The 23,410-nt window shown below is 67.7% G+C and carries 21 protein-coding genes and 2 pseudogenes; 11 read left to right on the plus strand and 12 right to left on the minus strand.

The window, feature by feature from the left end:
* Positions 1-78 precede the first annotated feature (78 nt).
* Complete coding sequence (gene bdcA, locus B146_RS0100005) at positions 79-792, minus strand: SDR family oxidoreductase (RefSeq protein ID WP_019994348.1); 714 nt, start codon at positions 790-792, stop codon at positions 79-81.
* A 73-nt stretch (positions 793-865) separates the two neighbouring features.
* On the opposite strand from bdcA, the gene B146_RS0100010 reads away from it, so the two are divergent.
* A complete protein-coding gene (locus tag B146_RS0100010) occupies positions 866-1,459 on the plus strand; it encodes a TetR/AcrR family transcriptional regulator (RefSeq protein WP_019994349.1) in 594 nt (197 codons plus the stop codon).
* A 74-nt stretch (positions 1,460-1,533) separates the two neighbouring features.
* Here the strand turns inward: B146_RS0100010 and B146_RS24515 are convergent.
* From B146_RS24515 to B146_RS0100035, 5 genes and pseudogenes are all read right to left on the minus strand, one after another.
* Positions 1,534-2,096: pseudogene (locus B146_RS24515) on the minus strand (recombinase family protein).
* 172 nt (positions 2,097-2,268) lie between these two features.
* Positions 2,269-3,000 carry a Qat anti-phage system TatD family nuclease QatD gene (gene qatD / locus B146_RS0100020; RefSeq protein ID WP_019994350.1) on the minus strand — a complete coding sequence of 244 codons (732 nt, stop codon included), beginning with the start codon at positions 2,998-3,000 and terminating at the stop codon, positions 2,269-2,271.
* On the minus strand, positions 2,997-4,268 hold the full coding sequence (gene qatC, locus B146_RS0100025; RefSeq protein ID WP_019994351.1) for a Qat anti-phage system QueC-like protein QatC: 1,272 nt from the start codon (positions 4,266-4,268) through the stop codon (positions 2,997-2,999). The genes qatD and qatC overlap by 4 nt, the downstream gene beginning before the upstream one ends.
* Positions 4,262-4,936, minus strand: coding sequence for a hypothetical protein (locus B146_RS0100030; RefSeq protein WP_019994352.1), 675 nt, complete (start codon positions 4,934-4,936; stop codon positions 4,262-4,264). The genes qatC and B146_RS0100030 overlap by 7 nt, the downstream gene beginning before the upstream one ends.
* A 179-nt stretch (positions 4,937-5,115) precedes the next feature.
* Positions 5,116-6,882 carry a KAP family P-loop NTPase fold protein gene (locus tag B146_RS0100035; RefSeq protein WP_019994353.1) on the minus strand — a complete coding sequence of 589 codons (1,767 nt, stop codon included), beginning with the start codon at positions 6,880-6,882 and terminating at the stop codon, positions 5,116-5,118.
* 432 nt (positions 6,883-7,314) lie between these two features.
* Between B146_RS0100035 and B146_RS0100040 the strand changes: the two genes are divergently transcribed.
* A complete protein-coding gene (locus B146_RS0100040) occupies positions 7,315-8,646 on the plus strand; it encodes a DNA cytosine methyltransferase (protein WP_019994354.1) in 1,332 nt (443 codons plus the stop codon).
* Between the two features lie 113 nt (positions 8,647-8,759).
* Here B146_RS0100040 and B146_RS27450 read toward each other — a convergent pair whose 3' ends face one another.
* Positions 8,760-10,445 carry a recombinase family protein gene (locus tag B146_RS27450; RefSeq protein WP_162141916.1) on the minus strand — a complete coding sequence of 562 codons (1,686 nt, stop codon included), beginning with the start codon at positions 10,443-10,445 and terminating at the stop codon, positions 8,760-8,762.
* Positions 10,446-10,482: 37 nt separating this feature from the next.
* Between B146_RS27450 and B146_RS24525 the strand changes: the two are divergent.
* Positions 10,483-11,382 (plus strand): annotated as a pseudogene (locus B146_RS24525) (YifB family Mg chelatase-like AAA ATPase); the annotation flags it as partial.
* A 195-nt stretch (positions 11,383-11,577) separates the two neighbouring features.
* Here the strand turns inward: B146_RS24525 and B146_RS0100055 are convergent.
* Positions 11,578-12,579 carry an adenosine kinase gene (locus B146_RS0100055; RefSeq protein ID WP_019994357.1) on the minus strand — a complete coding sequence of 334 codons (1,002 nt, stop codon included), beginning with the start codon at positions 12,577-12,579 and terminating at the stop codon, positions 11,578-11,580.
* A 104-nt stretch (positions 12,580-12,683) separates the two neighbouring features.
* Between B146_RS0100055 and B146_RS0100060 the strand changes: the two genes are divergently transcribed.
* Complete coding sequence (locus tag B146_RS0100060; RefSeq protein WP_019994358.1) at positions 12,684-13,463, plus strand: sulfate transporter family protein; 780 nt, start codon at positions 12,684-12,686, stop codon at positions 13,461-13,463.
* Here B146_RS0100060 and nth read toward each other — a convergent pair.
* Positions 13,393-14,115, minus strand: coding sequence for an endonuclease III (nth, locus tag B146_RS24530; protein ID WP_407638535.1), 723 nt, complete (start codon positions 14,113-14,115; stop codon positions 13,393-13,395). The genes B146_RS0100060 and nth overlap by 71 nt on opposite strands.
* Before the next feature lie 410 nt (positions 14,116-14,525).
* Here nth and B146_RS0100070 point away from each other — a divergent pair, with 410 nt between their 5' ends.
* Positions 14,526-15,017, plus strand: coding sequence for a DUF2244 domain-containing protein (locus tag B146_RS0100070; protein ID WP_019994360.1), 492 nt, complete (start codon positions 14,526-14,528; stop codon positions 15,015-15,017).
* Between the two features lie 194 nt (positions 15,018-15,211).
* Here the strand turns inward: B146_RS0100070 and B146_RS0100075 are convergent, their stop codons facing one another.
* Both B146_RS0100075 and B146_RS0100080 read right to left on the minus strand, forming a co-directional pair.
* Positions 15,212-15,709, minus strand: coding sequence for a cyclic nucleotide-binding domain-containing protein (locus B146_RS0100075; RefSeq protein ID WP_019994361.1), 498 nt, complete (start codon positions 15,707-15,709; stop codon positions 15,212-15,214).
* Positions 15,710-15,912: 203 nt separating this feature from the next.
* Positions 15,913-16,596 (minus strand): response regulator transcription factor, encoded by a 684-nt coding sequence (locus tag B146_RS0100080; RefSeq protein ID WP_019994362.1) that lies wholly within the window; start codon positions 16,594-16,596, stop codon positions 15,913-15,915.
* Positions 16,597-16,732: 136 nt separating this feature from the next.
* On the opposite strand from B146_RS0100080, the gene B146_RS0100085 reads away from it, so the two are divergent.
* Positions 16,733-17,236: a L,D-transpeptidase family protein gene (locus tag B146_RS0100085; protein WP_019994363.1), complete on the plus strand. Its 504-nt coding sequence runs from the start codon at positions 16,733-16,735 to the stop codon at positions 17,234-17,236.
* 61 nt (positions 17,237-17,297) lie between these two features.
* On the plus strand, positions 17,298-19,643 hold the full coding sequence (locus tag B146_RS0100090; protein ID WP_019994364.1) for an FdhF/YdeP family oxidoreductase: 2,346 nt from the start codon (positions 17,298-17,300) through the stop codon (positions 19,641-19,643).
* 94 nt (positions 19,644-19,737) lie between these two features.
* On the opposite strand, the gene B146_RS0100095 is transcribed toward B146_RS0100090, so the two are convergent.
* A complete protein-coding gene (locus tag B146_RS0100095) occupies positions 19,738-20,631 on the minus strand; it encodes a hypothetical protein (protein WP_026358193.1) in 894 nt (297 codons plus the stop codon).
* Between the two features lie 304 nt (positions 20,632-20,935).
* On the opposite strand from B146_RS0100095, the gene rpmI reads away from it, so the two are divergent.
* The 4 genes from rpmI (at position 20,936) to B146_RS0100115 (ending at position 23,407) form a co-directional block, all read left to right on the plus strand.
* Positions 20,936-21,136 (plus strand): 50S ribosomal protein L35, encoded by a 201-nt coding sequence (rpmI, locus tag B146_RS0100100; RefSeq protein ID WP_019994366.1) that lies wholly within the window; start codon positions 20,936-20,938, stop codon positions 21,134-21,136.
* A gap of 40 nt (positions 21,137-21,176) precedes the next feature.
* The gene (rplT, locus tag B146_RS0100105; protein WP_019994367.1) at positions 21,177-21,596 is read left to right on the plus strand and encodes a 50S ribosomal protein L20; all 420 of its coding nucleotides are present in this window, start codon (positions 21,177-21,179) and stop codon (positions 21,594-21,596) included.
* 249 nt (positions 21,597-21,845) lie between these two features.
* Positions 21,846-22,928 carry a phenylalanine--tRNA ligase subunit alpha gene (pheS, locus tag B146_RS0100110; protein ID WP_019994368.1) on the plus strand — a complete coding sequence of 361 codons (1,083 nt, stop codon included), beginning with the start codon at positions 21,846-21,848 and terminating at the stop codon, positions 22,926-22,928.
* Between the two features lie 65 nt (positions 22,929-22,993).
* Positions 22,994-23,407 (plus strand): hypothetical protein, encoded by a 414-nt coding sequence (locus B146_RS0100115; protein WP_019994369.1) that lies wholly within the window; start codon positions 22,994-22,996, stop codon positions 23,405-23,407.
* Positions 23,408-23,410: the final 3 nt, after the last annotated feature.

Here is a 23,410-nt window from a genome sequence, read left to right on the forward strand (position 1 = left end):
GGGTGGAAAGGCGACTGTCCGCTTTCCGCCGACCGAGGCAGAAAGCGGACCATTTCCTCACTGGTTGAGGGAGAACTGCTAAGCGCCGAAGGCCCCGTCTATCGTATGCATGGCCCCTGTCACGAAGCCAGCCTCTGGACCGGCGAGCCAGGCGACCATGGCGGCGACCTCTTCGGGCCGGCCGTGGCGTTTGATCGCCATGAAGCCGTGCATGAGGTCCCGCATCGGTCCGTCCGCCGGGTTGGCATCGGTGTCGATGGGGCCGGGCTGCACGATGTTGATCGTGATGCCGCGTGGCCCGAAATCGCGGGCTAGACCCCGGGCCAGCCCCTGAAGGGCCGACTTGCTCAGCGCATAGGAGGCCATGCCGGGCACGGGCATGCGGTCGCCGTTCACCGAGCCGATCACGACGATCCGCCCGTCCGACGGCATGTGTCGCGCCGCCTCGACCGAAGCATGGTAAGGCGCATGGACGTTGACACGGAACAGGCGGTCGATCTCGTCCGGGTCTTGGTCCAGCGCATCGCCGAAGATCGCGAAGCCGGAATTGACGATCAGGACGTCGAGCGGACCGCTTTCGCGCACGGTCGCAATCACCGCGTCCCGGTCGGCGCTGTCGGTTCGAAGGGTACGGCTTCCGGTCTCGGCAGCCAGCACCTCGGCCGCGGCCTGTGAGCCGCTATAGGTAAAGGTCACGGCCGCGCCGTCGGCTGCAAAGCGCCGCACGATCGCGGCGCCGATCCCGCGGCTTCCACCCAGAACCAGAACCGTCTTGCCTTGAAACGTCGTCACGTCCGCCTCCTTGAGGAATAACTTAGGAGTCGCTACATAAATATGGGCCTTTAGGCCGTCAACGAGTTCTGTAATGTCTAATACAAAAATACCCCGGTCCCGCGGACGGCCCCGCGGCTTCGACACGGAGCAGGCGGTCGCGGTCGCCGCCGATCTCTTTCGCGCCCGCGGCTTCGATGCCGTAAGTGTTGCCGATGTCATCGATGTTCTGGGCATCAAGCCGCCGAGCTTCTACTCGGCCTTCGGCAGCAAGCAGGGGCTCTACGCACGGGTGCTGGAACGCTACGCAGCGATGGGAGCAATCCCGCTCGACGATATCCTGAGACAGGACCGTCCCGTGGCAGACAACCTGACGGCGCTGTTGGATGCAGCAGCCCACCACTATGCCGCCGATCCGGAGACAGCCGGTTGTCTTGTGGTGGAAGGCACCCGCTGCAACGATGCGCAGGCCCGCGAGGCGGCTCTGGCCTACAACCTTGCCGTGGAAACACAGATCCGGGACCACATTGCGAAGCGCCATGCAGCGGAAGCGGCGGTCCTGACGGACTTTGTGGCGACGACCCTGTTCGGCCTGTCGGCCAAGGCACGCAGCGGCCACCGTCTCGACCAGCTTCGCACGACGGCACGCCTAGCGAGTTCGGCGATCCGGTCCGCGCTGATGGAGTAGGCTCGGTTCGAACGACCGCTTTTGATCGCCGTGTGTAACGAAGTGGATGTCTGCGAAGGGTCGAAAGCAGCGGTTCAGCGCGACCGCGCGTCGGCGACGATTCGGCTGACGGTGGGCTGCGACACCCCGTAGAGCCGCGCCATGTCCGCCGCCGTTCGCCGGCCCGACACGACGCTCTCAACGATCTCGCGACGTTGAGCCGCTGTGAGCTTCGGGCGCCGCCCGCCGACGCGTCCCTCGGCTCGAGCCTGACGGAGACCGGCAGAGGTTCGCTCGCGGATCATGGCGCGCTCGAATTCGGCGAAGGCGCCGATCATGTGCATGAGCATCCGCCCCGGAGCGGTTGAAGTGTCGATGGCCTCGGTGAGGGAACGGAAACTCGCGCCGGCCGCCTCGACCCGTTCCATGACAGTCAAGGCATCCTTAAGGGACCGCGACAGGCGGTCGAGTTTCCAGACTACGAGCGTGTCGCCCGGCCGCAGGTGATCGAGGAGGCGTTGAAGCTCCGGGCGGTCCCAGCGGCCGCCGGACGCGACCTCCTCGAACACCCTTTCGCACCCAGCCTCGCGCAGCGCGCCCGCTTGGCCATGGTGGACTGATCGTCGGAGGTGGATACGCGGGCGTAGCCGAGGAACATGGTACGGGATGCCTTTCGCAAACGGCCGTTTCCCCATGCGATCGGCAGGGTGCGGTCGCGTCGGGCGTTCGGCCTTTCACAATCCTCTTTCGCTGGCGGCGCATCTTGCAAGAGGTTTGCGAAGCCCCTCTTCGATGCGAAGGCAGGCCGTCCTACTCATCATTCGGATGAGCTACTTCTCGGCCACAATCTTCCGGAAGTTCGACACAAGGCGCGACTGGACCTCTTCCCGACTTGCGTTCCAAAGCTGGGCAAGCCCCTCCACGGTTGCCCAGGCATCCCATGGCTTAGTAGGTTGTCCCTGGTACTGCCCGAATGGCCCGTCGGATTCCGTGAGGACCCGATCCCAAGGCATCGCACGCACGGCTGTCCGTCCACGCTCCCCGAGCAGCACGCTTGGGCCGACGGAGAACCAGCAGCCCATTTCAGCGGCACGCTCCACTTGGCGTTTCGTGCCCACGAACCAATGCAGGATCGGGCGGCCGGCGCTTGGCTCGGCCTCCAGGGCGTCAAGCACGCGGTCGATGGCGCCCCTACTGTGCATGGACATCACCCGCCCACCTGCGAGCGAGCACATTCGGAGGATGTCCCGCAACACCCCGAGCTGGGCATCCATCGTGTCGCGGTGCTCCCGCGATCCGTCGAGCCCAATCTCCCCAACGTAGTCCGTTCGGGGCAGCAGGCGCTCGAACAACGGCAACTCCCGGGCTCGCGCGGCGGCGAGTTCCGGATGCAGTCCGAGCGCCGTCTTGATCCTGCTTCCGTCGGGCGCCAGCGCTGCGGTGCCCTCGAACGCGCTGGGAACAGTCGTCACCGACAGGACGTAGAGGCGCCGTGTGATGCACTCCGCGACCATTCCCGACGGATCGGGATACAGGTCGAGATGGCAGTGCAAGTCGATCAAGGCCAGGCGATCGCGTCGAGGAACGCCTTCACCTCCGCGGTGCCCCTGCGCACCACGTCGACATGGCCACGCCGCAAGTCCGGATCCGTCGGGAGCGGGCCTGCCTCGCTTGCCCAACGTGCCACGTCGCGGCGCTCAAGCGTCGCCGCCGCGAACCTCGCCGCCGCCACGTCCTCGTTCGACGCGTGTTCGGAAAGGTCGTTCGCCCAGTAATCCGTACCGTCCCGCATGCCCGCTGCCTCGAAGGAAGCCCGGCGTATAAGGCATGGCACGCAGCGACCGCAATGTTGGTTGAGGCGTTTTCCCTTCCCACACGAATAGGAGCGGTGCGCGAGCTCGTGGATAAGTTCGTCTCGGCATTCGGCAAGCATCTGCCCCTTAGTCTTGAGGGCGTAGGGCGTGCGAATGCGCGCAGGCAGGCCTACTCCGTCGAGGACACGTTGGAGGGACGAGATGAAGTGCGGGTGCGTCGTCCGCGTGCTGAGGCTCGCCATGCGCCGATGCGTCAGCGGCGCGTTGATCGAGATCAGTCCGTTCTCGGGAACGAAGAGGTCGACCGGCGCCCCATCCCGGGCGAGCGACGCCGCCGCCACGGCCCCGTAGCCGAGGAACAGCATGGATCGTGCCCGTGACGACGGTTCGTACGGCTGCCGCCAGCGCTCCGAGGCACGCGCCGAGAAACGTTCAGCGTCCATGCCGATCAGCCCTGCCAAGGTGCGCTGGACCGACCCCTCCTTCGGCGACGCCTGGCTGACGAGGAGGGGCCTCCGGCCTTCCGCGCGTAGGTCGAGCGCGCCAATCAGGCTGTCGAGGCCGCCGGAGAACAGGCATGCGCAATCCCGGTCTGTCGGCCGGTCTGCGACGGCCGGAGGGCGTGCGCCCCCGCCGCGGAACCTGACGCTCCATATATCGCTCGAAAGGAAGCGAAGAGTGTCCTCGATCGCCCCGGCCTGGGCCGCCCACGGCTCGGGATCGGCAAGCTCGACCTCCAGCGCGATCATGCGCGTCCAGGAGTCGGCTGCTTCCTTGCGGATGACGAAACGGTCGGCGGCATGGACCGCCAGGGCGATGGAGAGGAAGTCCCACGCCAGGACCGACGGGGTTCTCGGGAGTGCGGCCGCCGCTTGGTTAAGCGTGCCGCCGAGGCCGGCGAGTTCAGGGCGACCGATGTGATGCAAGGCAACGCCGACGTCGCCGTGGGCGACCGCGGCCGTCGCGCGCATGGCATTCGGCGTGGCGAGCACGCGGGTAGGGATGCGGGTCACCATGTCGAGATCTCCTCGAGCGCGACCTGCACGGTCCGCGCGACCAACGCGGACATCCGCTGTCCGCTAAGGACAGCTCCCGCGGCGACCAGGATCGGAGCGCCGACCAAGTCGACAACCTCTTTCACGAGAGAGCGGATGTCTGCCTCCCGTTGTGCCGCCGCCACGGGGCCGATCGCGGCCAGGGCCTTGCCGGCGTCGCCTGCGACCTGCGTGAACACGAGCTCTGCCACGAAGGCCAGGGTGGCGGTCTGCACCGCCTCGGCGTCGAGCGCGGCGGGATCGAAGGCCCCCGCGTTGCCTAGCGCTTCCGCGACGGCTACCTCCATCGAAAGGCGGGCTGTTACCTCGTCAATGATGCCGGCCGGCATGAACGCGTCGACGATCGCCGCGACTGCCACGTCCAAAGGCTGTCCCGCGAGTTCGCGGATGTCGATCTGGCCGGCCTCGGGCGGTTCTCCCGCGCCGGCGCGCGCGAGGCCCGCCAGCGCGGATCCACCGGTGCGCGCTGCCCGTGCGACGCGCCGGGCTCCGGCTGGACCGCCCCCAACGGACTTGTTTGCCCATCGGCCCAGGGCCGCCCTGGCATCCGCACGATCGTTCGACGCCCCGAACCTACTCAGCGCCATCCGGAAGGGGCGGAACCGAGCAGGCTCGGCAACCTCCTCCACCTCTTCTCCGTCGACGACGTCGTCGGCCAGCGGGCCGGGGTCGTCGTCCTCCGGCTCGGGGACGGGATCTTCCGGAAGAGGATCCGGTAGCGGCGGAGGTGGTGCTGGGTCTTGGTCGGCCCATGGCGGAACGAGGGGAGCCGCCGGAGGAGCGTCAGGCTTAGAGCGCGAGGTTCCCATCACTTGGTCTCCAGCATGCCGGTCTTGCGAAGGAGGAACTGAATCCCCTTGGTCATCTCGCCGGTGTTGAGGCTGCCAATGAAGGCCTTGAGTTCCGTCTTGGTCTCCGGAAGTGCCTCCGCGATCATCAAGGCGCCGTAGAGGCCCGGGACCGCCGAGGTCCAGTCGGCTTCCCGCATGGTCGCCACCAGCCCGGACATGACGGCGCGCTTGTCGTCAGGCGTCAGGCCGGCGACGATCCTCTTTCCGACCGGGGACGCGATGCCGTCGATCTTGAGCAAGGCATCGATGGCGGTTCGGGCCGCTTCGCTGATGTCCGAGCGTGCCCGCGCCGGTGCCATGACGTCGCGGCTGAGGAAGACGGCCGGCCTCAGTCTCTCGGCGTTCTCGAACGGCGGGTCGAGCTTTCGCCACTCCTCGACGAAATCGGCATGCGGCTCCCACTCTTTGGGCAACGGGGACGGCTTGGCCTTATCCTTGCCGCCCGGCAGGAGGACCTTCTCGACGTCCTTTCCATCCATGATGAGCTGGAACAGCGCGAGCGTTGCCGGACCGTCGGTGCAGCGCTCGAAGATGGCGAGCTTCGCCAAGGTCGCGAAGTCGACGTTCATCTGCCGTTTCGCGGCCAGGGTACGCCGGAGCGACACGGCGTTGAGAAGCCGCTTCACGATGCGGGGGTTGCCCTGGATCTTCGGCGCCGACGCCATCATCGGCGCCAGCCTGTCGGCGATGGCGAGGTTGTCCAAGAGGTCGGGAGGGTTTCCCGCGAGTCCTGCGATCTCGGCCTTCTCGAATGTCTCGTTGCGCCATCCTTCTTGCAGTGCGGAAAGGAGCCGCTCTTGCACGGCGGGCAGGCGGTCGGGCGCGGCTAGGCCGACGAAGAGCGAGTACATGTAGGCTCGCAGGTCCTCCGCCCCGACCCTCGGTACGCGCATCGGCACCTGGATGACCTTATCGAGATAGTCGCGCACGTGGGACGCGTTGGGATCGTCGAAGTGCTTCGCGACCGAATGGCGGATCATATCCTCGTCGGCGGCGATGACGAACGCCGTCTGAGGCATGAACAGGAACAGCCGGATCGCCTCAAGCGTGCCGATCGCGACGTCGGGAAGGCATCGGTCAAGGTTGTCGACGAAGACGACCAACGTCGTCTCTAGCCCCTCTAGCAAGGAGCCGAACTCCTCGCGGAAGGCCACGATCTCCTTTGGCGGCGTCCGCTTCTCGGCGGGCTTGATCAGTTCGCCGAGCCCCTTCCGAGCCTCGGCCGCGTCCTCCTTAGCCGTACCGTATTGCTCCTCGGTCAGACCGCCCGCAAGAGCCGAGGACACTGCGGCGCCCGCCCTCGTCAGGAGGCCCGGGGGGATGCCGAGGGCCATCCCGACGCCGAAGTCGGCGATCATCCCCAAACCACGGAAGTAATTGACCCGTCCCGCGAACTCCTTCGCCTTCTCGACAAGGGTCTTCTTCTCCTCCGCCAACGCGAGAAGCTCGGTGGCGACCACCTCCATCAGGGCGGCACGCGCGTCGTCGAATCCTTGGTACATCCAGGCGTCGAACCTGACGACGACGGCAGCCGCGTCCCCGTCTCTCGGGGCGGGCAGGCGTGCCTCGACGAGCTTCAGCACGGTCGACTTTCCCGTGCCCCACGTTCCGAACACGCCGATCGAGATGGGCAACAGGGATGGAGTGGTCGCGAGGGTGGCGATCTGGTCCGCCACCTCGGTAAAGTTCAGGAAGTCCTGCTCGCTCTCGCTGTCGCGCCACATGATTCGGATTGCCGCTCGGGAATCTAGGTTCGATGATTATACACAACCCACACTCGTAAGCAGCGTGTCGTTTGATCCGTTCGATGCCGTTGCGACAATCAGTTCTTTGTGTTGCAGGGAATCGTTGGGTCGTCCGTTGCGACTCAGGGGTGTGGCACCACAAGGAAGTTGCTCCATCCCTCTGACTAGCTGACCCTCAGTTGCGGAAGGCTACGGCCGTCCCCGTTTTCCAGCCCGAACGGGCCGAAGCCGAAGGCGGAGCAGGCGGAGGGGCGCAGCGCCCCTCAACTGGCGCCGAAGGTGCCCCGGAGCCTGTGCGTCAACGGGGGCGACCGGGTCGTCGGTCACCGACCGTTCACCTGATTCCTTGACCCGAAACGAACGGACCACGCGGTAGGCAACTGTCACGAGCAACAACGTGACGGCGAACCAATGCGGGCAATCGATCTCTTCTGCGGTGCCGGGGGCATGTCCCTCGGTCTGACACGGGCTGGCTTCCAGATCGTCCAGGGGTACGACGCGAACGAGAAGGCCCTGAGGGTCCACGGCGCGAACCTCCGCCGGCCGCTCGATCGGCTTTTCAAGCGCGACCGCCACCGGAAGGCGGACCTTGCGGACCTCCTGACGATGGCGCCCACCATCGCCGCCCTGGAGCCCGACATCATCGTCGGCGGCCCGCCGTGCCAGGACTTCTCCTCGGCCGGCAAGCGTCAGGAGGGACGCAACGCGTCCCTGACGCTCGGCTTCGCCGTGGCGATCATCACCGCAAGGCCCGCGTGGTTCGTCATGGAGAACGTTCCCCGCGCCCGGAAAACGAAGACGTACGCGAAGGCGCGCGCCCTGTTCGTCAAGGCCGGCTACGGACTGACGGAAGTCGTACTCGACGGCAGCCGCTACGGCACGCCGCAGATGCGCAAAAGATTCTTCGCCGTGGGAAGGCTCGGGGAGGCCGACGGCTTCCTCACGTCGGCCATCGCCGAGGCCGCCTCTCCCCGTCGCATGTCGATCCGCGATGCCCTCGGCGACGACGTGGGCGTTCACCCGGGCGGGGACCATCCGCCAGAGGCCCGCGCATTCTTCATGCGGCCCTACACAGGGCATTCGGGCGTCCGGTCGATCGACCTCCCGTGCCCAACGCTCCTGCGCAGTGCGCATGAGGGACCGCAGAACTGGTACACGGACCACGAGCGCGACATGGCGCCGTCGGCACTCGTCGACCCGCTGCCGATGGATGTCCTTTCCCGCATCCAGGGCTTCCCCGCGGACTGGGACTGGCTCGACATCCCGGCGACCAGGCAGAGGATGTTGATGATCGCCAACGCGGTCCCCCCTCCGTTGGCGGAGGCAGTCGGGCGGGTAATCCTCGCACGCGAACGGGGCGAGTCGATCCCGACGACGGAGAAGGCATTCGACGCCTGGCTCCAGAAGGGTCGCAGGGGTCTTACCGGGCAGTCCCTTCGGAACCGGCGGCTGCACCTGAAGCAGGCACGGAAGCTGTTGGGCGGTCGAATCCTTGCGGACCTCGACGCCGAGCTGGCGCTCCTGGAGCGCGCCGAAGGTTTCTCGACGCTGTCGACGAACGCGAAGTCGGACCTGCGGCGCGCATTGCGCTCGCATGCCAAGTGGCGCGCGGAGGTTGCCGCGAAGCGCAAGGCTCGGGCCGAGGCAAGGCTTGAGAAGCTGCGCACGCCTGTCCCGCGCCGCCCGCTCGGCGCGCCTGTCCGCGTTCCGGCGTCGGCGGCATTCCTCGAAGCGGCCGAGTAGGGCCCGGGTCGCCGAACCCCCACCCGGTCCTTCGGACCAGCTCCACCCCTCCCCGCGGGGAGGGGTTCACGCCCCTCGCAGGGGCGTTGCCGGGTGCGGGCGGGTCGCGCCGGCTACGCCGACGCTCTCCGCCCGCGCATCTTCGCAAGGGTACGGAGGTTGCGGGTCTCCTCGTCGGGGTCGGGTGTGTCATCCATGCCGACGAACCCGGACGGGTCCGTGTCGTCGTTGAGCCACATCTGCCAAGCCAGCATGTGGCGGGCGCCGACGATCGCGGGCACGTCCTCGGCGGGGACGCCCGGCCGCGGGGTGAGGTACGCGAGCACCCCCAAGTCGGGATCGAATCGAACCTCGGCCACAAGTTGGCGAAGCTGTTCGGCGAGACGCGTCCTGATCGCGTGCCGGTCGTCGCCCTCCGCTTCCTCCATCGCCCGTGACAGGTCCACGGCCTCACCGAGACGGGCGCGTAGGCCGGGGTCGGCGGCGGCCGTCGCGGCGGCCTTCTCGGCCTCGCGGAGCTCGCGCTGGATGGTCTTGGCCTCCTCGCCGAGCGCCCGGTAGCGGTCGGCCGCCCCGTCGTCCCCGTCCTCGACCAGTCCGAGGAGGCGCTTGCGGCGGCCCTCGACCTCGACGAGGCGAGCGCCGAGGATGGTCACGCGATCGGCCTCGGCGGTGGGCTGCGCGCCGCGGAGGACCGCCCCTGCGTCGAGGTAGGCCAGCCCCCGGAGGAGGCGGCGTTCGATGCGGTCGGCACGCCACCTCGTGCCGTTCTCGCACCCCGCGCCGCGCCGTTGCGTGGCGCACTCGAAGTACGTCCCGCCCTTCGGTGGCGGTCCCTTGTCGATCACGTACATGGACCCGCCGCAGCGGGCGCACTTGCCAAGCCCGAGGAGAAGGTGAGCGACGCCGCGTCCCCGTCGACCGGCTGCGATGCGGCGGCCCTTCGATGCCTGCCGGGCCCGCCAGTAGGTCTCCTCGTCCACGACGGCGGGGTAGTAGCCCCTGATTGGGTTGCCCTCGGGCTGGCGGTTGCCGCCGCGGTGGGTGCCCGAATGCGGCTGGTACTCGCCGAGCGCGAGGCGTCCGCTGAGAATCTTGGCGACGGTGGACGTCTGCCAGCCGATGCCGCCTCGCCATGTCGGGGTTCCGGCCGCGTTGAGCCGAGATACGATCTGCCGTTGCCCGTAGCCCTCGATCGCCATGTGGTAGATGCTGCGCACGATCTCGGCGCGGTCCTCGCGGAGGACGAACTTGCCGTCCTCGATCGCGATCCACTCGGGACAGCGCAGCGTGAGGGGCCGGCCCTCATCGCGTGCCGCGGCCTTCTTCCTTGCCCAGGCGGCCCCAACTCGCTCTCCCTTCGTCCGGGACTCCTCGTGGGCGCGAGCCATCACTGCGATCGACACGATCAGCGGCGTCCAGTCCGTGCGCAGGCGCTCCTCGGAGTAGACCTGACCGTCGGAGAGAGTCACAACAATGACTCCCGCGCGGATCAGGTCGAACAGCCGCGCCGCGGCATCCAGAACAGCCTCTCGGGACAGACGGTCCAAGGACTCGACCACTAAGTACGAGCCGTGCGGGACCTCCCCCGCCTCAACCAAAGCAAGGAATCGCTTGAGGGCGCCGATGTCCCGGTGAGCGCCCTTGTACGCAGATATGCCCAGGTCCCGGAGGCTGTCGTCCAACTCCAGCCCGCGAGCCTGGCACCAGTCCCTCGCCCTAGATAGCTGACGACGGAGTGAGTCGCCGCGTGCCTGCTCCGGCGACGAGAAGCGTATGTAGCTGAAAGCCTTGGGCATCGGTAACCGTCCGTCGGGTTCGATGCTGTTAATGTAGCATACCTTGCTGATGGTCGGCCCGCCCGGATCGGGCAAGTCCATGCTGGCGCAGCGCCTGCCCTCGCTTCTGCCCCCGCTCGGGCCGCGCGAGCTGCTCGACGTCTCCATGATCGCCTCGGTCGCGGGCGAGCTTTCCGAAGGCCGCCTGTCGGCCCGCCGCCCGTTTCGCGCCCCGCACCATTCCGCCTCCATGGCCGCCATGGTGGGCGGCGGGCAGCGCGCCCGGCCGGGCGAGGTCTCGCTCGCCCATCACGGCGTCCTGTTTCTGGACGAGTTGCCCGAATTCACGCCCGCCGTTCTCGACTCGCTGCGCCAGCCGATCGAAACCGGCGAAAGCGTCATCGCGCGGGCCAATCACCGCGTCACTTATCCCGCCGCGTTCCAGCTCGTCGCCGCCATGAACCCGTGCCGCTGCGGCATGGCCGGCGAGCCCGGCCATCAATGCGCGCGCGGCCCCCGCTGCGTGTCGGACTATCAGGCCCGCCTGTCCGGCCCGCTGCTCGATCGCATCGACCTGCGCGTCGACGTGCCCGCCGTCACCGCGCTCGACCTGATCCAGCCCGGCCCCTCAGAAGATTCCGTCACCGTGCGCGCCCGCGTCGAGGCCGCACGCCTTCTCCAGAGCCGTCGCTACGAGGCGCTCGGCCTGCCCGCCGGCACCACCAACGCCCGCTGCCCGCCCGACCGGCTCGAACAGGCCGCTGCGCCCGACCAAGCGGGCGTCGCCCTCCTGCGCGACGCCGCCGAGCGCATGCGCCTTTCGGCCCGCGCCTATCACCGCGTCCTGAAAGTGGCTCGCACCATCGCCGATCTCGCCGGTGCCGAGACGATCGGCCGCCCGCATCTCGCCGAAGCCCTGTCCTATCGCAGCCTGCCGGAGCGGTTGCAGGCGGCTTGAGAGGGTGGCGGGGCTGCCGCCCCGTGCCCCGCCCGGGAAAGACTTCCCGGACCCTTCCTTCCTTTTGGGAACCTTTCCGAGATCGGGGAGGGCCGTTGGCCCTCCCCGATCTCGGACACAGCTCCAAGAGAAGAGGGGTTCAGGGGAAATCATTTCCCCTGACGGGGTGCAGGGGCAGCGCCCCTGCGTCTCCCCTCACGCCCCCAGCAGCGCCCGCGCGCCGGGCAGCTCGACCAGCGGCGCCTGCGGGCGGGGGCCGATCTGGGTGATGATGTGGCCGGCGGCGAGCGCGCCGAGCGCCGCGCTGGTTTCGTGGGGGAGGCCGGCGGTGTAGCCGCGCAGGAAGCCGCTGGCGAAGAGATCGCCCGCGCCGGTCGTGTCCACCAGCGCCTCGACGGCGGTGGCCGGGTAGGCCTTGGCCTCACCGTTCTCGACCACGACGCAGCCGTCCGGCCCGCGCGTGACGATGGCGAGGCGCTTGGTGTCCTCGCCGATCCGGCGGAGGGCCTCGTCCAGATTTTCGGTCTCGTAGAGGGCGAGGGCTTCGGCCTCGTTGGCGAAGACGATGTCGACCGTGCCCGAGCGCATGAGATCGAGGAACTCGGCGCGGTAGCGGTGGACGCAGAAGGAATCCGACAGGGTCATGGCCATCTCGCGCCCGTTGCGATGGGCGATTTGGGCGGCCTGGAGAATGGCGTCCTTGGCGCGCGGCGGGTCCCAGAGATAGCCTTCGAAATAGGTGACGAGACTGTCGGCGACGACGGCCTCCTCGATGTCCTCGGGGCCGAGTTCGACGCAGGCGCCGAGATAGGTGTTCATGGAGCGCTCGCCATCGGGCGTGACGAGGATCATGCAGCGGGCGGTGGGCGGCCCCCCTACCAAGGGTGCGGTCTGGTAGTGGACGCCGAGCGCGCGGATGTCGTGGGCGAAGATCGTGCCGAGCTGGTCGTTCGAGACCTTGCCGAAATAGGCGCCGCGCCCGCCGAGCGAGACGAGGCCGGCGGCGGTGTTGGCGGCGCTGCCGCCCGACATCTCGATGGCCGGGCCCATGCGGTCGTAGATGGCGAGGGCGCGGTTCGCGTCCACCAGCGTCATCGCGCCCTTCTCGATCTCCGCATCGCGCAGGAAGGCGTCGTCGGTGCGCGACAGGATGTCGACGATGGCGTTGCCGATCGTCAGGAGGTCGAAACGGGACATGGGCAGAGTTCTTCGCGCAAAGGAGTGGAGCCTCGCGCCTTATCGCATTGCCGCGAAGCCGAGGCCATCCCATCTTTGGGCGGCGCCCCCTCTGGAGCCTGCCGATGATCCTGCGTGCCGCCTTTCTCGCCCTTCGGGATGTGTTCTCGCCGCCCTTCCGCGCCGTGTTCTGGAAAAGCCTGGGGCTGACGGCCGTGGTGCTGGTGGCGCTCTGGTTCGCGGTGCGCTGGCTGTTCCAGACGGTGGCGATCCCCTTTTTCGAGGGCTTCGCGCCGGACATGCCGGCCTGGGTGAACAATGCCGAGACGTTTGCCGGCTGGGCGGCGGGGCTGCTTCTGGCGCTGCTTCTCGCCTTCCTGATCGCGCCGGTCAGCGCGGTGATCGCCGGCCTGTTTCTGGACGACGTGGCCGAGGTGGTAGAGCGCGATCAATATCCGGGCCTGCCGGTCGGCCGCGCCCTGCCGCTCGGGCGAAGCGTCGTCCTGTCCTTGAAGTTCTTCGGTGTGGTGATCCTCGGCAATCTCCTCGCCTTCGCGCTTCTGCTCGTCCCGGTGGTGAATTTCGGCGCGTTCTTCGTGGTGAACGGCTATCTCCTCGGGCGCGAATATTTCGAGTTCGCGGCGCTGCGCTATCGCTCGGAAGAGGAGGCCAAGGCGCTGCGCAACCGGCATGGGGCGACGATCTTCCTCGCCGGTCTCGTGCTCGCGGCCTTCCTCGCCGTGCCGATCCTCAATCTCCTGACGCCGCTCTTTGCCGCCGCCACCATGGTGCACCTCCACCAGCGCATTTCGCAGCGGGAAACCTCGCCCGAGTTCACCCGCCTGGGCGCGTCGCCCCCGGCGGGAGAGGTTGCGGCCCGGGCGGAGCATCCGGCAGGGCGATGAGCGGGGCCGGCTGGTCGCACCATTTCTCGTCGGCCTGGCAGAGGTCGGCGATGATGCAGTGCTCGCAGTCGGGCTTGCGCGCCTTGCACACGAAGCGCCCGTGCAGGATCAGCCAGTGATGGGCGTGGCGCAGGAAGCCCTCGGGAATGATCCTGAGGAAGCCCTCCTCCACCGCTTCCGGCGTCTTGCCGGGCGCGATCTTGATGCGGTTGCCAATGCGCAGGATGTGCGTGTCGACCGCCAGCGTCTCCTCTCCGAAGGCCGTGTTCATGATGACATTGGCCGTCTTGCGCCCGACGCCGGGCAGCTTCTCCAGGGCCTCGCGCGAGCGCGGCACCTCGCCGCCATGCTCGTCGCGCAGCATTTCGGACAGGCGCTGAACGTTCTTGGCCTTGGTGCGGAAGAAGCCGATCGTCTTGATCGCCTGGCGGATTTCGTCCTCGCCAAGGGCCGCCATGGCTTGCGGCGTCGAGGCGCGGGCGAAAAGGCCGCGCGTCGCCCGGTTGACGCCGGCATCCGTCATCTGAGCGGAGAGCACGACCGCGACGAGCAGCGTGAAAGTGTTCACATGCTCCAGTTCCGAGGTCGGATGCGGGCGCTGCACGGCGAAGCGGCGGAAGATTTCGGCGATCGCGTCGGGCGAATAGGGGATGGGAGGCTGCGCCGCCTCGGCCTTGCGGCGCGTCGCCACCGCCACGCCGGCACCGGCCTTGGCGGGAGCGGCGGCCTTGGAAGCGCGCGTCTTCGCGATGCTTGTTTTGGTCGCTTTGATGCTGACCGAACCCGTCTTGGGCGTTCTGGTCTTGGGCGCACCCGCCCCGGCGGATATGTCGGCCCCCCTCCCCGCCGGCTTGCGGACCGTCTTCGCGGCAGCGCCTTCGGCGCTCGCGCCCTCTGCGACGCGGGTTTTCGTCGCGCCGGGCTTCGCCTTGCGCGCGGGGGCTTTCGGGGACGCGTCGCTGTCTGCCATGATCGACCTTCGGAGCGGAGCGGCGGAACGGCGCCGGGGGCCGCTCGGACCGCCATTTCTTGGAACGAATCCAGCGTGGGAGGCAAGAGCCGATGACGACACGCCCAGCGCAGGACGCCGACGCGCCGCTCTTCGAGGCCCTGCTCGTGCCCTACCGCTCGCTCGGGCGGCGCGGCTTCCATGTCACCATGGCGCTGTTCGGCGGCGCGAGCCTCGTCTCGGGCCTCGCCTTCCTTGCCAACGGCGCCTGGCCCATCGTCGGCTTCTTCGGGCTCGACGTCCTCCTCCTGTGGATCGCGCTGCGCGCGTCCTTCCGCTCCGCCCAGGCGCGCGAGGAAGTGTCGGTGTCGCGCACCGACCTGTCGATCCGCAAGATCTCGCCGCGCGGCGCCGTCAGCGAAACCCATTATTATCCCGGCTGGAGCCGCTTCCTCGTGCGCCGCCATCCCGAATTCGGCGTCACCCATATGAGCGTCACCGGAGAAGGCCGCGCCACTGAACTCGGCGCCTTCCTCAACCCCGACGACCGCGACAGCTTCGCCAAGGCCTTCGGCCAGGCGCTGGCGGACGCCCGGCGGGGGTGAAAGCGTGAGACGCAGGGGCGCCGCCCCCGCACCCCGTCAGGGGACATGATGTCCCCTGAACCCCTCGTTCGTTTGACATGTGTCCGAGATCGGGGAGGGCCAATGGCCCTCCCCGATCTCGGAAAAACGTTCCAAACGAGAGGAAGGGTCCGGGAACTCGTTCCCGGGCGGGGCTCGGGGCGGCAGCCCCGGCTCTATTCCTCGCCGCGCGGCTCGCCGGGCGTGTCGTCTTCGTCGTCGTAGTCGAAGATGTCCTCGAGGGCGAGGATGCGGCTGGCCATGGCGAGGAAGTCGTCGCGGATGCGCTGGTGCATGACGACGGCGATGTCGGGATATTCCTGCAACATGCGGCGGAAGAGCGGGCGGGAAATGCGGATGAAGTCGCAATCGGTCGCGGTGACGGCCGAGGACGGGCGGCGCGTGTCGGCCATGAGGGCCATTTCGCCGAGCAGCGTGCCGCGCCCGACGGTCATGGAAATGCGGCGCCCCTCGCCCTCGCCTTCCACGAGATGAACCTCGCCGGACGCCACGACGAAGCCGGCATCGGCGCGCGCTTCGGCGCGGAAGAGGATTTCGCCCGCCCGAAGGCTGCGATGCTCGGCGCCGAAGGCCAGAAGGCGCAACTGGTCGCGCGAGAGCTCCCGAAACAGGGGCACCTCGCTCAAAACCTCCATGTCGCTTTCCAGGCTCATGCCACGCGGTTCGCTTCTCCCGCGCCACGCGGCGGTGCGCGGGGGCGGGTCTCGAGGACGGGAAACAGTCGGCGGCCAGGGAGACCGCGCTCGTTTCTCCGACATCGCAAGAAATGCGACGGGACGAAAGCCCCAGCCGCACCGGCCGGGGCCGATTGGGGGTCAAAGCCCCGCTCGACGTTTCCCGAAGGCCACAGATGCCTTTACGGCATGAGCTTGTAACCACCAGACTCCGTGACGATCAGCCGGGCATTGGAAGGCTCGGGCTCGATCTTCTGGCGCAGGCGATAGACATGGGTTTCGAGCGTGTGGGTGGTGACGCCCGAATTGTAGCCCCAGACCTCTTCGAGCAGGACATCGCGCGTCACGACGCGGCGATCGGCCCGGTAGAGATAGCGGATGATCGCGGTTTCCTTTTCGGTCAGCCGGATCTTGCCGCCCTTGTCGTCCACGAGAACCTTCTGGCTCGGCTTGAACACATAGGGGCCGACCTGGAAGGTCGCGTCTTCCGACTGCTCGTGCTGGCGCAGCTGGGCGCGGATGCGGGCGAGGAGGACGGCGAAGCGGAAGGGCTTGGTGACGTAGTCGTTGGCGCCCGCCTCGAGACCGAGGATCGTGTCGGCGTCGGCGTCCTGACCCGTCAGGATGATGATCGGCGCCTTGAAGCCGGACTTTCGGAGAACCCGCACCGCCTCGCGCCCGTCCATGTCCGGCAGGCCGACATCCATGATGACGAGATCGGTGAGACCGCCGCGCGCCGCGTTGATGCCCTTGGTCGCGTTGTTCTCCTGGGAGACGATGAACTCCTCATGGAGGGACAGCTGATCGACGAGGGTGGTGCGGAGATCGTCGTCATCGTCCACGATCAGAATGCTGCGTGCGCTCATGAAGGGGTCCTGTTCAGATGACGATGCGGTCGGATTGCCATATTTCACCGGGTTCCGTTTGAAACAATTTGTGAGCGCTATGTCGTTTTTTCCAGTCCGCCCTCGCAGGAAAGCGCGCAAATCCCCTCAGATTCTGGTGCGCACCCTGCCGGGCGCCCCCCAGAAGGGGATTTTCCAGTTCGGATCGTTGCGGCTTCGCTGCGCGCTCGGCAAGGGCGGCGTCACGAGCGGCAAGCGCGAGGGCGACGGCGCGACGCCGCTCGCCTCGATGCGCCTTCTTTCGGCCTATCGGCGGCCGGGCGGGCGCGGCGGCCCGCGCTTCGCGCTGCCGACGCTGCTCACCCATCCCGATGCGGGCTGGTGCGACGCGCCGGGCCACGGCGCCTATAATCGCCCGGTGCGCCTGCCCTTTCCGGCGAGCGCGGAGCGGATGCGGCGCGAGGACCGGCTCTATGACGGGGTCGTGGTGCTCGACTGGAACGTGACGCGCCGCGCCCGAGGGCTCGGCAGCGCGATCTTCCTGCATGTGGCGCGGCCGGGCTTCGCGCCGACGGAAGGCTGCGTCGCGCTCACGCGGCGCGATCTCGACCGGCTGGCCCCGCACTTGAGGCGCGGCATGCGACTGACGGTCCGACGATAGGGCGGAACCTCGCGCGGTCTGGACCTTTTCCAAGGTTGAGACGATGCGACGGAGATCGGCCATGGAACGCAGCGAGCAACAACCCTTCCCGGTTGTCGAACCCTATGACGAGCCGACCGGCGGCTGGGGTTCGGTCAAGTCGTTGGCGGAAAAGAGCATGGCCGAAGGGCTCGCCGTCTCGACCATCTGGAACACCTTGTTCAAGCAGAACAAGCCCGACGGCTTCATGTGCGTGTCCTGCTCCTGGGCCAAGCCCGCCGACAGCCACGCCTTCGAATTCTGCGAGAACGGCGCCAAGGCGACGATCTGGGAGCAGACCAAGAAGCGCACCGACCGCGACTTCTTCTCGCGCCACCGCGTCAGCGAGCTGCTCGACTGGACCGACCACGATCTGGAGAAGCACGGCCGCCTGACGAGCCCGATGCGCTACGACGCCTCGCTCGATCAATATGTGCCGGTGACCTGGGAGAGCGCCTTTCGCGAGATCGGCGCCGAGCTGAACAAGCTCGACCCCAAATCCGTGATCTTCTACGCCTCGGGCCGGGCCTCGCTGGAAACGAGCTACATGTACCAGCTCTTCGCCCGGGTCTACGGCTCGGCGAACCTGCCCGACTCGTCGAACATGTGCCACGAATCGACCTCGGTCGGCCTGCCCTTGTCGATCGGCTCGCCGGTCGGCACGGTGCAGTACGAGGACTTCCAGAAGACGGACATGATGTTCTTCTTCGGCCACAACACGGGCACCAACGCGCCGCGCCTTCTTCACCCGCTCCAGGAAGCGCGCAAGCGCGGCGTGCCGGTCTATACGTTCAATCCGGTCGAGGAGCGCGGTCTCGTGCGCTTCAAGAACCCGCAGGCGCCGACCGAGATGCTGTCCCCCGACGAGGGGACGAAGATGTCGACGGAATATTTCCAGCTGCGCTGCGGCGGCGACATCGCGGCGATGACGGGCATCGCCAAGGCCGTGCTGGCGCTGGACGATGCGGCGAAGGCGTCCGGCGCCCCACGCGTTCTCGATGTCGAGTTCATCGCCGAGCACGGGCACGGGTTCGAGGAATTCGAGGCCTATCTGCGCGCGGCCGACTGGAGCGAGATCGAGCGCTGCTCGGGCCTGAAGCGCGAGGATCTGGAAGAGGTCGGGCGCGTCTATGCCCGCTCCAACGCCGTGATCGCGCATTACGGCATGGGCCTGACGCAGCACCGGCACGGCGTCCAGAACGTGCAGATGCTGGTGAACCTCCTGCTGATGCGCGGCAATATCGGCAAGCCGGGCGCGGGCATCTCGCCTATCCGAGGCCATTCCAACGTGCAGGGGCAGCGCACGGTCGGCATCACAGAAAAGCCGGAACTCGCCCCGCTCGACAAGTTCAAGGCCTTCTACGGGTTCGAGCCGCCGCGCGAGAAGGGCAAGGCGACGGTGGAGGCCTGCGAGGGCATTCTCGACGGTTCGGTGAAGGCCTTTATCGGCCTCGGCGGCAATTTCTCGCGCGCCGTGCCGGAAACCGAGCTGATCGAGAAGGCGTGGCGCAAGATGCGCCTGCATGTGCAGATCTCCACGAAGCTGAACCGCAACCATCTTCTGCCGGGCGAAGTCACCTATATCCTGCCCTGCCTCGGGCGCATCGAGCGCGACACGCAGGCGACCGGCGACCAGACCGTGTCGATGGAGGATTCCACCGCCTGCATCCACGGCTCCAAGGGCTGGCGCCCGCCGGCTTCGCCCGAGCTTCTGTCCGAGCCCAAGATCGTCGCCGAACTCGCCAAGACCACTGTGCCCGGCCGCTCCACGATCCCGTGGGACGATTGGGTGGCCGATTATTCGCGCGTGCGCGACGAGATCGAGCGCGCCTATCCCGACGACTTCAAGGACTTCAACGCGCGCTTCCTCCAGCCCGGCGGCTTCCACCGCGACCTGCCGGCCTGCAAGCGCGTGTGGAAGACGGAGAGCAAGAAGGCGAACTTCCTGGTGCCGGAGGGCTTCGACACCGACCCCGACATCGATGTCGAGGGCCGCGACGTCTTCAAGCTGATGACGCTGCGCTCCAACGACCAGTTCAACACGACGGTCTATGGCTATGACGACCGCCTGCGGGGCATTTCCGGCTCGCGCATGGTGCTTCTGATGAACGCCGAGGACATGCAGCGCCTCGGCCTGCGCGATCAGGACCTGATCGATCTCGAAACCCATGCGGACGATGGCGTCGAGCGGCGCGTCGAGGGCTTGCGGGTGCATTCCTACAAGCTGCCGAAAGGCGATGTCGGCGGCTATTATCCCGAGCTGAACAAGCTGATCCCGCTCTGGCACCACGAGAAGACGGCGCATGTTCCCGCCGCCAAATCCGTGCCGGTGCGCGTGTCGCGCAGCAAGGGCGAGACGGGCGCGACGCGCGCCGCCGAGCCGGCCTGACAGAGCGCGCCCCGCCCTCTCGCGAGAGCGGGCGGGGCGCTTGTGACTTGGCGGAGCGTGCGCCACGCTTCGCCGGGTCGCTGGCCGGGCGAGGTCAGAACCCGGCGTGGGTCTCGCTCGCGCGGCCCGCTTCCGCGCCGACATGGGCGGGGAGCGACAGCCGGGCCGGCGCGCCGCCCGCAAAGGAGCGCAGCGTCACCACGAGATGATCGCGCGCGAAGCCGCTTTCGCCGCGCCGCGACAGGCCCGGCAGGCCGTGCGGCGAGATCACCGTGATCTCGGCGCAGGATTCCCCGCTGCGCGAGGCCATGTCGAAGCTCACGCGGTCGCCCGCGCCGTCGCGCAGCATCTCGCAGGCCTGCGTCAGGGCCAGGAAATTTTCGCCCAGCGCCGGCTGCACCCGCCCTTCGCGCCCGAAGGGGCGGAACAGCGTTCGCGTGTGAAGGAGGTCGTCGGCGGTCATGTTGGCAAAGCGCAGGCGCAGCGTCGGGTCGAGCAGCATGATGCCGTAGGGCAGCGGGTCCCACAGCTCGCTCAGCGTCGCGCCGTCCAGCTCGCCGCCGCCCTGCAGCGCGAGGCAGGTGCGGAAGGCCGGGAGGAGGGTCGGCATCGCGGCGGCCAGTCGCCGCTGCGCCTCGCCGGCGGAACGGCCGCCATCGGCGCGGTTCGACCAGAGCTCGATCCGCCAGACGCCGTGAAGGGTCCGCGCCAGGGTCAGCGAGGCGGCGGAGGACGGCGGCACCGCATGAGGCGAGGCCATGAAGTCGGTCGCCCCGGACACCGCGCTCCACGGATTGAGACGAATCGTCGGCGCGCCGCTGTGATGAGGGTGGAAGGCGATGTGGCAGCCGCCGGGCGCCAAAGGCTCGGCCAGGGCGTGGGCGACCTTGCCCCACAGCCGGACCTCGAAGGTCGCCTCTCGCATCGCATCCGAGAGGGAAGCGAGGCACAACTCGGGCTCGAACGGGACAGTCGCGAAATGGCTCATGAAAACAATCGATTCCACAAGCTCGTTAGCTGCACAACGAGGGGACCACACTCTTGAGACGATAAGATGGGTTATTGGGATATTTTGGCTTGAAAAGTGATCGACACGACCCAGGCAACGATTGGGGTTGCATCCCGTGCGCCTCGCCTTTATAAGCCGCCCGTTCGTATGAACCGGCCGGCAGGGCATGCCGTGCCTGTTCGAATGCTGACGCGACCTTCGAGATCCTTCGATGCGTGGCTGGCACGACCCTGCAAGGGGGCGGCGTCCGGCCTGTTCGCGGTCCTATACCCAGGAGAGCAAAATGCCCAAGATGAAGACCAAGTCGGCCGCCAAGAAGCGGTTCCGCATGACCGCCTCGGGCAAGGTCAAGGCGGGTGCCGCCGGCAAGCGCCACGGCATGATCAAGCGCTCCAACGACTTCATCCGCAACGCGCGCGGGACGATGATCCTCAGCGAAGCCGATACGAAGATCGTCAAAGTCTACATGCCCTACAACCGCTAAGCGGTTCGAAGGCCTCACGATTTTTTAAGGAGACAAGATCATGGCACGCGTCAAGCGGGGCGTTACGTCCCACGCCAAGCACAAGAAGACCCTGAAGGCTGCCAAGGGCTTCTACGGTCGTCGCAAGAACACGATCCGCGCCGCCAAGGCTGCGGTGGACCGCTCCAAGCAGTTCGCCACGCGCGATCGCCGCGCCAAGAAGCGCAACTTCCGCGCTCTCTGGATCCAGCGCATCAACGCTGGCGTGCGCGAGCACGGCCTGACCTACGCGCGCTTCATCGACGGTCTGAACAAGGCCGGGATCGAAGTCGACCGCAAGGTCCTGTCGGACATCGCGATCCACGAGCCCGAGGCCTTCACGGCCCTGGTCGAGCAGGCCAAGACGGCGCTCGCCTACATCAAGGACGGCCAGTTCCCGGGCGCTTACGAGCGCGCCGTGGGCGAGAAGCAGGCCGCCTGATCGGCGCTTGAGCGCTTTTCCAGACGCCTTTCCAAAGGCCCGCCCGGCATCCGCCCGGGCGGGCCTTTTCGCGTGGCGCGCCGGCATCGCGCGCTTTGCGGGCCGAAGGCTTGCGTCGCCCGGTCCGCGCTTCTAGGAAGGCGGCTGAAACGCGTTCGCGCCGCCCGCCCTGCCATAGAGCGCATCCCGGCGCGCCCCAGCCTGCCCGGCGCGGTTTGCCCCGCGCCCGTTCCAAGGAGTTCAACGGCCGTGACGGATCTCGACCAGCTCGAACGGCGCTTCGGCGAGGATATCGACGCCGCTTCCGACGAGGCCGCGCTGGAGGCCGTGCGCCTCAGCGCGCTCGGCAAGAAGGGCGAGATTTCCGAGCTCCTGAAAGGGCTCGGCAAGATGAGCCCCGACGAGCGCCGCGACCAGGGCCCGCGCCTCAACGGCCTGCGCGACCGCGTCCAGGCCCGCCTCACCGAGAAGCGCGACGCGCTGGCGGAGGCTGCCATCTCGGCGCGCCTCGCCGCCGAGCGCCTCGACGTCACGCTGCCGCTGCGCTCCAGCCCCCTGTCGCGCGGGCGCGTCCATCCGATCAGCCAGGTCGTGGACGAGATCACCGCGATCTTCGCCGACATGGGTTTCTCGATCGCCGAAGGGCCGGACATCGAGACCGACCATTACAATTTCACCGCGCTGAACTTCCCCGAAGGCCATCCGGCGCGCGAGATGCACGACACGTTCTTCCTCCAGGCGCCCGAGGGCGGCGAGCGTCGCCTGCTGCGCACGCACACCTCGCCCGTGCAGATCCGCACGATGGAGGCGCAAAGGCCGCCGATCCGCATCGTCATCCCCGGCAAGACCTACCGGCAGGATTCCGACGCGACCCACACGCCGATGTTCCACCAGGTGGAAGGGCTCGTGATCGACAAGTCGGCCAATATCGCCAACATGAAGTGGGTGCTGACCGAGTTCTGCAAGGCCTTCTTCGAGGTGCCCTCGCTCCGGATGCGCTTCCGGCCGAGCTTCTTCCCCTTCACCGAGCCCTCCATGGAGGTCGACATCCAGTGCGACCGCTCCGGTTCCGAAGTGCGCTTCGGCGAGGGCACGGACTGGATGGAGATCCTGGGCTGCGGCATGGTTCACCCCAACGTCCTGCGCGGCGTCGGGCTCGACCCCGACGAGTATCAGGGCTTCGCCTGGGGCATGGGCATCGACCGCATCGCCATGCTGAAATACGGCATGCCCGATCTGCGTGCCTTCTTCGACGCCGACTCGCGCTGGATCGAGCATTACGGGTTCCGCCCGCTCGACCTGCCGACCCTGTTCGGCGGCCTTAGCAGCTGAGCTGACGGGGGCGGTTCGTCCGCCCCGGCAAACTAGACATCGCAACCCGACGAGAACAGGACGCCATGGCCCGGACCGCCGCAGACACCGCCCGCTTCGCCGTCGTGGAGACGATTTCGGTCCTGGCCGGGGGCGTGATCGGCACGCTCGCCACGGCCCTGTTCGGCTGGCTCTTCCTGTCGCTCGACTTTGCCGGCATCGCCACCTCGCCGGGATTCTACGTTCTCGGCGTGGTGACCGTGGCGCTCTTCGCCCTGTTCTACGCCAAGCTGCCGGGCACGCCGGCGACGCTTCTGTCGCTCGGCGTCGGCGTTGCGCTGCCGGTCGTGATCGTGCGCTTCGCCTTCGACCGTTCCGACACGTTCGCGACGCTCGTCGTGCTTGAACTCGCCTTCGCCATCGTGGCGCTGTCGGTCTACCGCTTCGTCCATGCCAGCGGCCTCGTGCGCCGCGCCGCCGACGCGGCGGACGGGCGCTGATCC

The sequence above is a fragment of the Aureimonas ureilytica DSM 18598 = NBRC 106430 genome, assembly GCF_000382705.1.
Classification (GTDB): domain Bacteria; phylum Pseudomonadota; class Alphaproteobacteria; order Rhizobiales; family Rhizobiaceae; genus Aureimonas; species Aureimonas ureilytica.

Excerpts from the sequence above, each read along its gene's own strand:
- B146_RS0100070 (WP_019994360.1), top strand. The coding sequence starts at position 14,526 with ATGACGACACGCCCAGCGCAGGACGCCGACGCGCCGCTCTTCGAGGCC.
- rpmI (WP_019994366.1), top strand. The coding sequence starts at position 20,936 with ATGCCCAAGATGAAGACCAAGTCGGCCGCCAAGAAGCGGTTCCGCATG.
- B146_RS0100090 (WP_019994364.1), top strand. The coding sequence starts at position 17,298 with ATGGAACGCAGCGAGCAACAACCCTTCCCGGTTGTCGAACCCTATGAC.
- B146_RS0100060 (WP_019994358.1), top strand. The coding sequence starts at position 12,684 with ATGATCCTGCGTGCCGCCTTTCTCGCCCTTCGGGATGTGTTCTCGCCG.
- B146_RS0100035 (WP_019994353.1), bottom strand. The coding sequence starts at position 6,882 with ATGTGGCGCGACAGCGAGAGCGAGCAGGACTTCCTGAACTTTACCGAG.
- B146_RS0100075 (WP_019994361.1), bottom strand. The coding sequence starts at position 15,709 with ATGAGCCTGGAAAGCGACATGGAGGTTTTGAGCGAGGTGCCCCTGTTT.
- B146_RS0100055 (WP_019994357.1), bottom strand. The coding sequence starts at position 12,579 with ATGTCCCGTTTCGACCTCCTGACGATCGGCAACGCCATCGTCGACATC.
- B146_RS27450 (WP_162141916.1), bottom strand. The coding sequence starts at position 10,445 with ATGCCCAAGGCTTTCAGCTACATACGCTTCTCGTCGCCGGAGCAGGCA.
- B146_RS0100095 (WP_026358193.1), bottom strand. The coding sequence starts at position 20,631 with ATGAGCCATTTCGCGACTGTCCCGTTCGAGCCCGAGTTGTGCCTCGCT.
- qatC (WP_019994351.1), bottom strand. The coding sequence starts at position 4,268 with ATGGTGACCCGCATCCCTACCCGCGTGCTCGCCACGCCGAATGCCATG.
- B146_RS0100010 (WP_019994349.1), top strand. The coding sequence starts at position 866 with ATGTCTAATACAAAAATACCCCGGTCCCGCGGACGGCCCCGCGGCTTC.
- rplT (WP_019994367.1), top strand. The coding sequence starts at position 21,177 with ATGGCACGCGTCAAGCGGGGCGTTACGTCCCACGCCAAGCACAAGAAG.
- B146_RS0100040 (WP_019994354.1), top strand. The coding sequence starts at position 7,315 with ATGCGGGCAATCGATCTCTTCTGCGGTGCCGGGGGCATGTCCCTCGGT.
- B146_RS0100115 (WP_019994369.1), top strand. The coding sequence starts at position 22,994 with ATGGCCCGGACCGCCGCAGACACCGCCCGCTTCGCCGTCGTGGAGACG.
- B146_RS0100080 (WP_019994362.1), bottom strand. The coding sequence starts at position 16,596 with ATGAGCGCACGCAGCATTCTGATCGTGGACGATGACGACGATCTCCGC.